At 51.6% G+C, this 14321-nt stretch carries 10 protein-coding genes; 4 read left to right on the top strand and 6 right to left on the bottom strand.

The genetic code is table 11. From position 1 onward, the window contains the following. Window positions 1-59: 59 nt before the first annotated feature. Together F0L74_RS16195 and hscA are read right to left on the bottom strand one after the other, a co-directional pair. A complete protein-coding gene (locus tag F0L74_RS16195; protein WP_149838953.1) occupies window positions 60-1466 on the bottom strand; it encodes a hypothetical protein in 1407 nt (468 codons plus the stop codon). A 112-nt stretch (window positions 1467-1578) separates the two neighbouring features. After that, entirely contained in the window at window positions 1579-3408 is a 1830-nt protein-coding gene (gene hscA / locus F0L74_RS16190; protein ID WP_149838952.1) for a Fe-S protein assembly chaperone HscA, read from the bottom strand. 169 nt (window positions 3409-3577) lie between these two features. Here hscA and tyrS point away from each other — a divergent pair, with 169 nt between their 5' ends. Then, window positions 3578-4861, top strand: a complete 1284-nt coding sequence (tyrS, locus tag F0L74_RS16185) for a tyrosine--tRNA ligase (protein ID WP_149838951.1) — start codon at window positions 3578-3580, stop codon at window positions 4859-4861. Window positions 4862-4902: 41 nt separating this feature from the next. Here the strand turns inward: tyrS and F0L74_RS16180 are convergent, their stop codons facing one another. Beyond that, window positions 4903-6195: an amidohydrolase family protein gene (locus tag F0L74_RS16180; protein WP_149838950.1), complete on the bottom strand. Its 1293-nt coding sequence runs from the start codon at window positions 6193-6195 to the stop codon at window positions 4903-4905. A 36-nt stretch (window positions 6196-6231) separates the two neighbouring features. Further along, window positions 6232-9312 (bottom strand): amidohydrolase family protein, encoded by a 3081-nt coding sequence (locus tag F0L74_RS16175; RefSeq protein WP_149838949.1) that lies wholly within the window; start codon window positions 9310-9312, stop codon window positions 6232-6234. A 181-nt stretch (window positions 9313-9493) separates the two neighbouring features. Here F0L74_RS16175 and F0L74_RS16170 point away from each other — a divergent pair, with 181 nt between their 5' ends. The 3 genes from F0L74_RS16170 (at window position 9494) to uxuA (ending at window position 12534) form a co-directional block, all read left to right on the top strand. Next, window positions 9494-9928, top strand: a complete 435-nt coding sequence (locus F0L74_RS16170; protein WP_149838948.1) for a DUF4890 domain-containing protein — start codon at window positions 9494-9496, stop codon at window positions 9926-9928. After that, window positions 9925-11229, top strand: coding sequence for a glycerate kinase type-2 family protein (locus F0L74_RS16165; RefSeq protein ID WP_149838947.1), 1305 nt, complete (start codon window positions 9925-9927; stop codon window positions 11227-11229). The genes F0L74_RS16170 and F0L74_RS16165 overlap by 4 nt, the downstream gene beginning before the upstream one ends. A 135-nt stretch (window positions 11230-11364) precedes the next feature. Further along, on the top strand, window positions 11365-12534 hold the full coding sequence (uxuA, locus tag F0L74_RS16160; RefSeq protein ID WP_149838946.1) for a mannonate dehydratase: 1170 nt from the start codon (window positions 11365-11367) through the stop codon (window positions 12532-12534). A 141-nt stretch (window positions 12535-12675) separates the two neighbouring features. Here the strand turns inward: uxuA and F0L74_RS16155 are convergent, their stop codons facing one another. Beyond that, window positions 12676-13377: an SDR family oxidoreductase gene (locus tag F0L74_RS16155; protein WP_149838945.1), complete on the bottom strand. Its 702-nt coding sequence runs from the start codon at window positions 13375-13377 to the stop codon at window positions 12676-12678. 89 nt (window positions 13378-13466) lie between these two features. Further along, window positions 13467-14294 (bottom strand): AraC family transcriptional regulator, encoded by an 828-nt coding sequence (locus F0L74_RS33310; RefSeq protein WP_188316037.1) that lies wholly within the window; start codon window positions 14292-14294, stop codon window positions 13467-13469. Between the last annotated feature and the right edge of the window lie 27 nt (window positions 14295-14321).

Genomic DNA, 14321 nt, shown 5'->3' with positions numbered 1-14321 from the left:
TTAAACAGCATAGCCGCCTCTCTGGAGACGGCTATGGCTGTTTCTGGGGTTATACCTGCTTAATACACAGGACTGCCGGTGGGGATGGTATTCAAACTTCCATCAGGCACTTTCCTAACCATAGCCCATCCACCATATCGCGCTAAAACATCCGGACTTGTAACATGGCATTTCCTTTTTGCTGATATTACGTACACTTCGGGGCGGTTATGCTCCTGCAATACGGTGCCCTCTACCGGTAGCGGATCCAGGCTGCTTAGCTTACCATCGGGCAATACCCTCACATTGCTCCAGCCTCCGTAAAAGGTTTCCAGAATGGCGGGGGATGGAATCCAGAATTTACGGTTGCCAAAGATCACATTCACATCCGGGGCTGATTGCTCGCGTACTACACTACCATCTTCAAATACAAAGTCCGGCGACTCAAAGCCATATCCCAGGCGAAAGAAACAGAATATAGGATGACTGCCGTGTGAACGGCTAACAGTAATAGTCCGGGTAGGATCTGCAATGGACAGCTGTATCACTACATTATCCTCGTTAGGGAAATTAGGATCATAGACCTTCAGGGTAAGATCGGTACCGTCCACTTCATAACCATATACCAATACCACGTGATTCTTACCCAATTGGGTAGGGTCCAGCGTTTTCACCTGCACCAGGGCCAGGGGGCATAACTGGTTGTTATCAATATCCTGCTTGATCCGCGGCCACTCCTCATGCACCATTTTCCAGGTTCTGCCATGCGGGGCAAAACCTATCTTGCTGGCTACCGTCTCATGATCCGGCAGGGCGGGATCCATGAGCCACATATAGTTGGCAATACCGCCGGGCAAGTTAAAACTGTCTATGAGCCGGTTTACCAGGAAGCTGAACATGGGACCGCCATTGCACAGCACACTGTTGGAGCTGGTAGCAGGCGGCTGCAGGCCGGCCTCGAACATATCGCGGGTGGCAAACACCATTCCGCCGCAAAGACCGTTGGAGGCATTGCCAATGGGAATGCTGATGTTGCCGTAAGGAATAGGCGGCTGTATGGTAAAGAGCGGGCAGGAAGGGATACCGCTGTTAGAGAAATGGAATGCGTTGCGGCTGGGTAAGAACCCATCTACACTGGCGCTGGCGATCCACGTATCAGAAGACCAGAGGGGCGCGCCGTTACCATCGTATATTACCAGGTTACCATCATCCTGCAGTACCAGGAAAGCGCCAGGACGCTGATCAGTAGCGCTGTCCCATACATAACTGTGACCAGGGCCGTACATCACAAAATTACCATCGCCCTGCATCTCTGCAATGTCCACTTGTTGTCCGTCTGTTGCGGTTGCCCACCGGGCCACATGATCCTTTACACGGTATAAGACCAGGTTTCCGTCTCCCTGTAAGATCAGGGTATGTTGTCCATTTGCGGAGGTTAACGATCCATTTACGGGCAGGCTCTGGCCCGCATACAATCTGTCTTGCATAACTGGGGGTTGAAGAATTTTTAACAAATAATGTTTGATTACAGATGCAAAGTAAATACATCCGGGTAGGCGGGGTTACAGTAGTAGCGCGGGTTTATAAAACTACGTAGTTTCACGGAGCCTTCCTCAGGGCCTTTTCCGTGAGCCTTTCCGCAAAGGGCAGGGTTATCTTGTTAAGTTGCTCTATTTTCTCCGTGATAGCCTCCTGGTCAGCGGTGGCTGCCACCTCCTGCAAGGCGTCCATAGCCTGCCGGGTATTGTCTGTTTCCTGTTCTGTAAGCAGCTCACTATTACGGTCCAGGAAAGCAGTTGTTACATCCAGCAGCTGCTGTGCTGCCGTCTGAATCTCCACCAGGTTACGGGTCTCCATATCTTCCTGGGCATGGGTAATGGCCGCTAACACCATTTTACCGGCCGTGTCGCCTGTAAGGCCGCGGGCCGGTTGTACGGTAATATGCTGTGCAGCGCCGCTACCCATTTCCCGGGCGTCTACGGTCAGGATCCCATCTGCATCCAACAGGAAAGAGACCTGGATCTGGGGCAGGCCGGCCGCCATATTAGGGATGCCAGCCAGGTCAAACTCCGCCAGTTTGCGGTTATCCTTTACCAGCTCCCGCTCGCCCTGGTACACGGCTATTTTCATTTCGCCCTGCCCATCCTGCTGGGTAGTGTAACTGCGGGTGGCGCTGGCGGGGATCCTGGTATTGCGGGGTATCAATACATCCATAAGGCCTCCCATGGTCTCAATACCCAGTGACAAAGGCGTTACATCCATCAGGGTCAGCTCCGGGCTGTTACCGGCCAGCATATCCGCCTGTATAGCGGCGCCTATGGCTACTACTTCGTCCGGATTAAGGGAATCGTTCACCGGTTGTTCAAAAAAGGCGCTTACCGTATCCTTTATCAGGGGAATGCGGGTGGAGCCGCCTACCATAATAACAGCGGCCAGATCCTTCACGGCCAGTTGCGCGTCCTGCAATGCTAACCGGCAGTGCTGCAGTGTCTTTTCTATCAGGGGTTGTATCAGCTCATCCAGCTGCTCCCGGGTTAGCTGCAGTTCATAATTGTTCATCCGGGTACGGAAATAACTGGTCTGCGACAGGGCCTGCTTGGCCTCTTCTGCTTTTAGCCGTAACTCCTGCGCCAGGCCCTTATTGCTGCCCAGTGCTTCCTGGGATATTTCGTGGAGGTATGCCCAGTGGTCTACTATTACCCGGTCCAGGTCATCGCCGCCCAGGCTGCTATCACCCTGGGTAGCCAATACCTCAAAATTCCCATTGCTGATCTTCAGGATGGAAATATCAAAAGCGCCGCCGCCCAGGTCATAGACCGCTACTGTTTTTTCCTCCTTCCCCATCCCCAGTCCAAAAGCCAGGGCGGCGGCGGTAGGCTCATTGATGATACGTAATACATCCAGGCCCGCCAGTTTGCCGGCGTCCCGGGTCGCCTGCCGCTGGGCATCGTTAAAGCTGGCAGGGACCGTGATCACCGCTTTGGTGACGGGTACCTTCAATATAAGCTCTGCCCGGCGTTTGAGCGCCTGCAGTATATAGGCGGATAGTTCAACCGGGGAGTAGGAAGTATCATTCACCTCGATCTTCACCACACTCTCTGCCTGACCGGCCGAGATCCGGTAGGAGTAAAACATGGTTTGCTCTCTGATATCCTCATAGGACCGGCCCATCAGGCGTTTAGTGCTGTATACCGTTTGACGGGGATGGGTGGTTAGTTTTGCCCTGGCCCGGTCTCCTACTACGATGTGATGCTCTTCTGTAAAATATACCACAGATGGCACTACGGCGCTACGGTCATACTCGCGCAGCGTTACAGGCTGCCGGAGTAGAGGATGCACCACTGCTATGAGGCTGTTGGAAGTGCCCAGGTCGATGCCTACCACTACTTCCTGCTGAGAATTTTGTGAATGGATACCGGTTTTTGCCATTATATCAGATTTTTTGAAGGCGTTAAATGTCAATAACTAGCTGTACGCCACTGGGTTTCAGCATAGAACCACAAACAACAGGCCAAGTAGGGCCCGGGCTGCCCCTACCCTGCGGGCTACCACAAACTGCCAACTATTTCTTAGGTTTGCACAAATTTTCAATATACCGATGAACCTGATAGAAGAATTGCGCTGGCGCGGCATGTTACAGGATATAAAGCCTGGCACGGAAGAGCAATTACAAAAAGAGATGACCACCGCCTATGTGGGTTTTGATCCCACAGCAGACTCCCTGCACATTGGCAGCCTGGTGCCCATACTGCTGCTGGTGCACCTGCAAAAGGCCGGTCATAAACCCCTGGCGCTGGTAGGCGGCGCTACCGGTATGGTGGGCGACCCGTCCTTCAAAGCAGAAGAAAGAAAGATGCTGGACCTGGAAACCCTCCAGTATAACCAGCAATGTATTAAGGCACAGCTGGAAAGATTCCTGGACTTTGATCCTTCCAAAGCTAACGCGGCGGAAATGGTGAATAACTATGACTGGTTCAAGGATATTTCCTTCCTGGACTTTATCCGCGATGTGGGTAAACATATCACGGTTAACTACATGATGGCCAAGGACTCTGTGCAAAAACGCCTGGAAGGTGATAACGGTATTTCCTTTACAGAATTTACATACCAACTGATACAAGGCTACGATTTCTACCATTTGTACACCGCTAAGAACTGTAAACTGCAGATGGGCGGATCTGACCAGTGGGGCAATATCGTAACCGGCACGGAGCTGGTACGGCGTAAAGCCGGCGGCGAGGCTTTTGCTTTTACCTGCCCGCTGATCAAAAAAGCAGACGGTACTAAGTTTGGCAAAACAGAGCAGGGGAACGTATGGCTGGATGCGAAAAAGACTTCGCCTTACCAGTTCTACCAGTTTTGGTTAAGGACCACTGATGCAGATGCTGAAAGCTACATCCGCATCTTTTCATTCCTGGACCAGCCTACTGTTGATGCTATTATTGAAGAGCACCGGCAAGACCCAGGTAAACGCCTGCTGCAGAAAAGACTGGCACAGGAATTAACCGTCTTTATTCACGGTGAAAAGGAATATGATTTTGCAGTGCAGGCATCCGAGCTGCTTTTTCGTAACGATACCGCTGCCATCCTGCAATCCCTTACAGAAGAGCAATTACTGGATATAATGGACGGCGTGCCCAGGGTGGATCTGCCCCGTGCAGATCTGGAAGCAGGCAAAGACATTATCAGTTTTCTGTCGGATACCAATATATTCCCCAGCAAGGGCGAGGCGCGCAAAATGTTGCAGAACGGCGGTATCAGCATCAATAAGAACAAAGTTGACGCACCGGACTTTGTAGTGGATCAATCATTGCTACTGCGTGATCAGTATATCTTTGTGCAGAAGGGCAAAAAGACCTATTACCTGATAGCGATTAAATAAAAAATAAGCATAAAAAGAAAAGANNTCTTTTCTTTTTATGCTTATTTCAATCCATACTTGTACTTATATCTTTCATACAACTGCTTATGCTTGTTATCCAGGTTCACTTCCCTACCCTGTATAAAAGCATGCGTAACATGGTTAGTTTTCATATCCAGTATATCCCCGGTGCTTACCGCGATATTGGCATCTTTTCCAACTTCCAGTGAGCCGGTGGTTTTATCGATCCCTAATATCTTTGCCGTATTCAGCGTAATGGCGCTTAAAGCCTCTTCCTTTGTCATGCCATAGGCGCTGGCGGTGCCTGCTTCGAACATCAGGTTACGCTGTTGCCAGAAACCTTCGTTGCTAATGCAGAACAGCACGCCGGCTTTTTGCAGCTGGGCGGCAGTTTTATAGGGCTGGGCCACATCGTCATCCTGCATCAACGGCAGGCTATGTGGTTGTTCCAGTATTACGGCAATATTGTTTTGTTTGAGTATGTCCGCTATCTGCCAGGAGTCTGCCCCGCCTACGATGGCCACATTAAAGCCAAATTCCCTGGCGATATCTACCGCCAGCAGCATTTCCTTTACAATGTTACAGTGTATATACAGTTTCTGCTCTTTTGCAAAGAGCTTGCGCAGGGCTTCAAATTTCAGGTTGGTCTCCGTATGTTTTTCCTCTTGTATATAGGCTTTGGCTTCCCGGAAAAAAGCGCGCACCTGTTCTACCTTATCCAGGGCATCCTTTACACGGTCTGTAGCGGGCGGTAGCGGGCCGCGGGGATTAGCCGGGGGCAATAACTTTGGCATATAGAAATGCTCGCCATCATCTGTTTTGTAGGCAGCATCTTCCCAGTTCCAGGCATCCAGTTGTACTACGGAGGAGGAGCCGGACAGCAGGTCGCCTACCGGGGCTATCTGTGCCAGCAGTATGCCATTCGTGCGCAACGTATTGATCACTTTGGAGTCTGTATTGTAGGCAACAATTGCGCTTACTGATGGGTTCAGGTCACCCACTTCTTCATAGTCATTGGTGGCGCGCACGCTTTCTACTTCTGTAAGGCCCAGATCTGTTGCGGGCGCTATAATGCCGGGATAGATATGCTGGCCCTGCAGGTCTATTACCTGTGCATCGGCCCCGCCGGTAACGCTGGCGCCTAAGGCAGTGATCTTTCCGTTGGAGAAGGCAATACCGCCTTTTTCTATCACCTGGCCATTACCCACATGTATAATGGCATTTGTAAGCACAATGTTTTTCTGCTGGGCAGGCGTTGGGTAAATGGTTTCCTGCGCAAAGGCCGTTGTGGTGAAGGCCAGGCAGGTTATATATGAACGAATATGTTTTGTCATGATGTTTTCCTGTTTAATGGTTTAGATGCATTGCAGTTATTGGTTGTCATCTCCGCCTATAATGCTGCGTTGGTGGCCGGCTTCCATGTCCTCACAGTTCCAGAGATCCTCGCGGGTAGGCACTGCTTTTTGTACCGGCGCACCCCTTTTCTTCTCTCCCAGCATTTTCTGGATCAGGCGGTTACGTTCTGCTGCAATACGTTCCTGCATTACCGCATCCCGCTCCCGGTCAAAGTATACGATACCGTCTACGATGGTCTTTTCTGATTTGGCGTAAATGCTCAGCGGGTGATCACTCCATAATACCAGGTCTGCATCTTTACCTGCTTTAATACTGCCTACGCGGTCTGCGATATGCAGGAGCTTAGCGGGGTTCAGGGTCACCATCTTCAACGCATCTTCTTCCGCCATACCGCCATAGGTAATGCTTTTGGCAGCTTCCTGGTTCAGGCGGCGGGCCATTTCAGCATCATCAGAGTTGATGGCCACTGTAAGCCCTAACCGCTGCATAATGGTAGCATTGTAAGGCATGGCATCCTGTACTTCCATTTTATAGGCCCACCAATCGGCGAAGGTAGAGGCGCCTGAGCCGTGCTTTTTCATCTTATCAGCTACCTTATAACCTTCCAATATATGTGTGAATGTATTTACGGTAAATCCAAAATGGTCTGCCACATGGATCAGCATATTGATCTCGCTTTGTACATAGGAGTGGCAGGTGATAAAGCGTTTATGGTTCAGGATCTCTACCAGGGCATCCAGCTCCAGATCGCGGCGTTTGCCGGCGCCCTGTTTTTCGTAGTCACGGGCGCGGGTAAAGGCGTCTGTAAGTACCTGGTCTACCCCCATACGCGTTTGCGGAAAACGTACCCGGGCGGCATCGCCCCAGTTGGCCTGTTTCACATTCTCGCCCAAAGCGAATTTGATAAAGGGGTCCCAGTTGGCAAATTTGAGCGCTTCTGCGTCTGCGCCCCAGCGTAGTTTTACCAGCTGCGTTTGTCCGCCTATGGTATTGGCAGAGCCATGCAGCAAATGGCTGGAGGTAACGCCGCCGCTCAGCTGGCGGTAGATATTTATATCGTCCGGGTTCAGCACATCTGCGATACGTACCTCGGAAGTAACGGACTGGCTGCCTTCATTTACGCCTTTGGATATGGCGATATGAGAGTGCTCGTCAATGATACCGGGCGTAAGATGTTTGCCGGTACCGTCTATTACATGGGCATTGCCGACAGCCAGGTTCTTGCCTATCTGCGCTATTTTGCCATTGCGGACCAGCACATCGGTATTTTCCAGTTTACCTTCCGTCTCGTTGGTCCATACGGTAGCGTTTTTAATAAGGATATCCTGTGGTGGAGGTAAGACTTCCCAGCCATAGCCGGTAAAGGGATAATATACCTTGCCCAGGTCCTGGGGCGCTTTATGTTTTGCGGTATCTGCCGGCGGCACAAAAGCTTTGGTAAACGCCGCGGTCCATTTGACCGGATTTCCACTGGTATCCTGGCCGTTGCCGGTCCAGGCATTATCCGTTAATACCCCGCTGAGGCGCAAGGTGCGGGTACTGCGTTTGGCTAACGGGAAGGACAGTCTTACCAGCTTACCTTCCAGCACAATGGTACCATTAAGAGTATCCTGCTGTTGCAGCAGGGAAAGGGAGGGCGCTACGGGCGAGCCCTTTACCAACAAGGTGTAGGTAGCGCCGGCATTTACGTTAAGGGTGTAAGTACCGCGTACATCCGTCCAGCCATCTTCATTGATGATATACCGTTCGCCTTGTACCCAGTTCTGGAATACCACGGTATTCTCCTTAAACAGCGGGCCGGAGGTGATCAGGAAGTTGGCCAATTTGCCAGCGTCCAGTGTGCCTACTTTATCATCCGCCTTAATAAGGGCAGCAGGTACTTTGGTAAGGGCCTCCAGCGCTTTCTGCTCGCTTAAGCCATATTCAATAGCCTTGCGAACGTTTGTCATGAACTGTTTCATGTCCTTTAAACCGGCGGCGGTCAAACAGAAAGGAATGCCGGCTTTTTCAAAAGCGGCCGGTTCTGTGGGGGCCAGCTCCCAATGTTTCATATCGCTCAGGGCCACAAAACGGGCATCATTGGGGTCTTCCACATCCATAGCGGCGGGAAAGTTCAGCGGCAGTATAAATGAAGCCTTTGTGGCCGCCATTTCCGGCATACGCTGGTATTCGTTACCAGCAGCTTTGATGATATACTGTACGCCAAATTCATCGCCTATCTTATCCGCCCGCAATACATCCCATTTATCAGCGGCTTCAAATACCTGGGGTAAACCCTGCTCTTCATTCCAGGCTTCCAGGCTAAGATTAGTGCCTTCCTTATAGGGATGGGCCTTGTACCATTGGGCATCCAGATAGGTTTGACGCAGCAGGGCAATACAGCCCATGAGGGAACCGGGGTAGTTTTGGGTAGAGCTGCCTTTATCAAACGAATACTGTGCGGATGCTTTTTCGCGGATCAGCGCCTTATTCTCACGGTTTGCCGCCAGTGTAACCAGCGCGCCGGTGCCGCGGGCGATCCCATCCTGCTGATGGGTAAGCACCGCGCCAAAACCTGCCTGCCGTAAGGCTTTAGCTTTGGGCTCATCCGCATTAAATACGGAGGCTGCCTGTACTTCGCTCTTAATGGCCTGGTTCCAGCCAAAAGCGCCTTTGGTATTGGATAGGAACTGGGGTGGGGCGCGGAAACCCTGGACGGTCTTTTTCACCGGCTGGGTGCCATAGTCGCTGTACAGATCCACAAAGGACGGGTAGATGTATTTGCCTTTACAATCTATTACCACAGCGTCCTTTGGAATAGCGGCGCCAGCGCCGGCGCTGATAATGCGCCCGTCACGGATCACCAGGGTAGCGTCCTCCAGGGTAGCGCCTGCGTCTTTTACCAGGGTGGCATGGGTAAAGGCAAAACAGCCTTCGCGCGGGTCTGCCACCCCGTTAACCGGGAAAGTTTCCTGGGCTTTGGCATAGCCGGCGGTTAACAGGCCGCCCAATAATAAGTAAATGAATGTTTTACGCCGACTACGTACCCGGGTAGGCACGCATACCGGACGACTTAATTTTCCGGTATCGGAAATAATAGTTGAGGGATGCTCCATACGATAGATTTTATTTGCGGTTTAGATGATGGTTCGGGTTTCAGGATCCGGCTGGCACAAGGGAAAAAGAAAAACTTAAATTTAATATAGCTATATTTATTTTATAGGATTTTTTATGAATGGTAGTTTCTGTACCTTAGTCCGGAACCGAATTCCATCGAAGACACAATTCTTTTTTACTATGAATAAGATCATGATGCTCACCGGTGCTTTCCTACTTTGCCTGCTGGCTTTTAATGCCCACAGTACGGCACAGGTAAAGGACACCAGCGCACTTAAGCAGGGCCGGTGGAGCGCAGCAGGAAGGGCCGATAAGATGAGTGATAAGCTCTATCGTGAATTGGGTCTTTCCCATGCCCAGGAAAAACAGATCTACACCATCAACGAAGATATCATCCGCCGCCGCGACGCTATTAAAGCCAATAAAAGCCTTGCTGCCAAGGACCGCATGCAACAGCTGAAATCCCTGAATGAAGAACGCAGCCAACGCTTCAAAACGGTATTAACCCCCAACCAGTTCAAGAAGTGGAATGACTGGGAGATGAAGAAACGGGAGCAGCTGGAAGCAAAAATGGATAAGAAGCAGGAACGAAAACTAGCCCGTAAAACAACATGAGCAGCCCGGAAATAGCCATCGCTATTTTCAGGGAGGCCGTAGCTGCAGTACAGCCCCAATATTTAATTCCCAACCAGGTACAGGTACAGCCTAATGGCTTGCTGATAGCAGGCCGGCATTTCCCGTTACAGCCAGATAGCCGCATATTTGTTGCAGGCGCCGGTAAAGCTGCCGCCGCTATGGCACAGGCAGTGGAAGCCATCGGTATCCCTCACCCGCTGCGGGGAATGGTGATCACTAAATACGAACATGCCCTTCCTCTTCAACAGATAAAACTAGCCGAAGCGGGCCATCCCGTGCCGGATGACAATGGCGTACGCGCCACCAGGGAGATGATGGACCTGCTGGCAGACGTACGGCCACAGGATCTGGTATTATTCCTGCTGTCCGGCGGCGCCTCTGCCCTTATGGCGGACATGCCCCCCGGCGCCAGCCTGGCGGATGTACAAGCCGTGTTTGACCTGCTTTTAAAAAGCGGCGCCACTATCCATGAAATGAATACGGTGCGTAAACATATCTCCGCTATCAAAGGCGGGCAACTGGCCCTTACAGTATACCCGGCCACGTTATGTACCCTGATCCTCAGTGATGTGGTAGGCGATGACCTGGATGTAATAGGCTCCGGCCCCACTGTACCGGACCGCTCCAGCTTTGCGGACACGCAGGCCATACTGGAGAAATATCAGCTGCAGACACGTATTCCGGCGGTTATCCGTCAACATATACAAGCGGGACTGGAGGGGAAGATAGCAGAGACGCCCAAACCCGGCCATACCGGCTTCAGTACTACCTATAATTGCCTGGCAGGCACTAACCGTATTGCGTTGGAAGCAGCCGCCAAAGCAGCGGAAGCACAAGGTTACCAAACCACATTGTTAAGCAGCAGCGTTACCGGTAATGCGCATACACTGGCCCAGGCATTGGCGCAACAGGCCATCCGCTGGGCGGGGCCACGCCCGGCCTGCCTGCTCATGGGCGGGGAAAGCACCGTGGTAGTAACCGGTAACGGACTGGGAGGCCGTAACCAGCAACTGGCGCTCGCGGCCGGGATCCCGCTGCAATCGCACCCGCATATCACTATCCTGAGCGCAGGTACAGATGGCACAGACGGCCCCACAGACGCCGCCGGCGCTGTAGTAAATGCCGCTATTATGCAGCATGCGGCAGACCTGGCATTAAACCCCACTGACTACCTGGAGAACAATGACGCGTATCACTTCTTTGAAAAAGCCGGCGGTCTGATAAAGACCGGGCCTACCCAAACCAATGTAATGGATGTAATGCTGGCGCTGATCGACTAACAGCGACTTTATGTTAACACGGCTTTATTATAATGAAACCTCCGCATAACGTGTATCATTAATTATTAATTATTCATTATTAATTATCAATTATCTTCTATTTTTGAGCCTTGTACATAAAACCTATATGTAGTTATGCTGAGAATGGAACAGACATGGCGATGGTTTGGCCCCAATGATCCCGTTAGCCTGCAGGATATTAAACAAGCTGGTGCAACCGGGATCGTTACCGCCTTACACCATATTCCCAACGGAGCAGTTTGGACAAAGGAAGACATATTACAACGTAAAGCTATTATAGAGGCAGCCGGTCTTACCTGGTCTGTAGTTGAAAGCGTGCCGGTGCACGAGGATATTAAAACCCAGAGCGGGCGTTTTAAGGAATATATCCGCAACTACCAGCAAAGCCTGCGGAACCTGGCGGCATGCGGCATTTATATAGTTACCTATAATTTTATGCCGGTGCTGGACTGGACCCGTACCGACCTGGCCTATACCGTAGCGGACGGCTCCAAAGCGCTGCGCTTTGAGAAGGCCGCTTTTATGGCTTTTGACCTGTTTATGCTGCAAAGGCCGGGCGCGGAGAATGATTATGATGAGGCAGATATATCCCGCGCAAAAGAACATTTTGACAGCATGACGGCGGCAGAGCGGACCTCCCTGCAACGTAATATCATTGCCGGCCTGCCAGGCTCTGAAGAAAGCTTTACCCTGCAACAGTTCCAGGAAGCGCTGGATAAATACCATGGTATTGATGCTACCCAGCTAAAGCTGCATCTTTTCTATTTCCTGCAGCAGATTGCCCCGGTGGCAGAAGAGGCAGGCGTTAAGCTGGCCATCCACCCGGATGATCCCCCCTTTCCCATACTGGGCCTGCCCCGCGTAGTAAGTACGGAGCAGGATGCCCGCGAACTGCTGGCCGCGGCGCCCTACGCTTCCAATGGCCTGTGTTTCTGCACCGGCTCCTATGGCGTGCGGGCGGACAATGACCTGCCCGGCATGGTAGAGCGCCTGGGCGATCATATCCACTTCATACATCTGCGCAGCACACAGCGTGACAGCCAGGGTAATTTCCATGAGGCTAACCACCTGGAAGGCGATGTAGATATGTATGGCGTAGTGAAAAGTATCCTGACGGTGATGAACAAACGCAATGTTTCCATCCCCATGCGCCCGGATCATGGGCACCAGATGCTGGACGATCTTCATAAAAAGACCAATCCCGGTTATAGCGCCATTGGCCGTTTGCGCGGCCTGGCTGAGCTTCGCGGTTTGGAGCTGGGTATAGCAAAGTCAATGAAATAATGTGCTAATATGCTAATGTGCTGATGAAAAGGATCATGTTTCCTGATTCATCAGCACATTGCTATTTTGGAACATCCAGCTTGCATTTAATTATGTAATGCCCCAAACATTAGCACATTAGCATATTAGCACATCTGCACATTAAATCCCCGCTCCCCCGTCCACCGTTATCACCTGCCCGGAAACAAAGGTATTTGCTATCAGCATCCCTATGGCCTTTGCAATATCTTCCGGCGCGCCAATCCTGCCCACGGGCGTAGTTTGTGCAAACTGAGCGAAGGCTGCCTTCCTGGTATCTTCCGGCATAAAGCTCCACCAGGGGGTATCCACTACCCCGGGCGATACCGCATTCACCCGTAATGGCTGCAGTTCCTTAGCCAGTATAGGCACCATTATCTCCAGCCCACCGTTGATGGCGCCCAACCCCGCCGTACCCGGCATGTTGGCCTGCGCGCTTACCGCTGTGATAAATGTAACGCTGCCGCCGGCAGTGAGATAAGGCAGGGCCGACTGCAAGGTTTGCAGTTGGGGGAAGAATTTTTCCGCAAACCCTTCCCGTAGCTGGGTAAGGTCCAGATCTTTGAACAGGCCTGCGCCTTTGGCGCCGCTCAGGGCCAATACCAGGTGATCAATAGGGCCGGTGGCCGCCATGAATGTCTTTAGCTGGTTCACATCCGCAGCATCTACACATGCTCCCTGCGCGGTATCCGGCAGCGTGGCCAGCGCTTGTTCCAGTTTCTGCGGGTTACGGCCGGTGATGGTCACAGCAGCCCCTTCTTTTGCCAGTAACGCGGCGGTAGCCAATCCTATACCAGACGTGCCGCCTGCAATAACTACTTTCATTTTGTGATCGTTTTGATTTGATGCACCGAAGGTAGTACGGCGCCTGGCGGGGCTTTTTCCAGTTCTTGCTATCCGTTTTGCATTTCTTGCTATTTGGGCTGTATACCTACGCAGATGGTGCGGTAGTGCTGTTGATAGGGGATACTGAAATCTATACCGGAAAAATGTTCGTAACCGGGCACACCCTGCACCAGGGCATACCCGCTGTCCAGCATCCAGCGTTGTTTAACAAACAGGGCATAATCCATTATTACATCAAACCCGCCCATTACCGGTATACGGGCTATCGTCATACCCTTGATGGTATAAGATTCCCTGCCGGTAAAACTGCCTTGTATGCGGATGCCTGCCAGATAGCGGCATTGGGCCGGCGCGGTGGTATGCGGGGTATCGAGGAAAACCCCGTAATATTCCGGGGTACCGGATAACAAACCATGGGCGGCCGCCCATTGGTGCAATTGATGGAATGTTTGCATAATGGCCCCTTCATCCATTCCGGTTATTTCGCAGGCCAGCGTTGCTTTCTCTGTACGGGCAACGGAAATGGGGAATTGCTGCACATCCACGGTCATCCCCTCCGTATGTTCCCGGATGGCTTGCAAGGCCTGCAGGCGGTATTGCTCCGCCGTAAGCCTGTATTTACCCTTAAATGCCCTGGCAAATACGGATTGGGAACTAAAACCACAGTCTATGGCTATAGCGTAAATTGTTTTCTGCGGATAAAAGAGCAGTTCTTTGCGGGCTTTTTCCAAGCGCAGGCGCTGCAGGTATTGTTTAGGGGCCTCCCCTACCTGCTGCCGGAAAAGGCGGTGGAAGTGATAGGGGGAGTAATGCGCCTGCTCTGCCAGGGTGTGTAAGGACAAATCCTCATTAAAATGCTGCTGTATGTAATGCAATATATTGTCAATCACTTCCATGCCATAACAAGATAATAAATATATATT

It is taken from the genome of Chitinophaga agrisoli (assembly GCF_008386695.1).
Classification (GTDB): Bacteria; Bacteroidota; Bacteroidia; order Chitinophagales; family Chitinophagaceae; genus Chitinophaga; species Chitinophaga agrisoli.
Note: the sequence above shows the minus strand (reverse complement) of the source record. Positions and strands in the feature narration are given on the sequence as shown.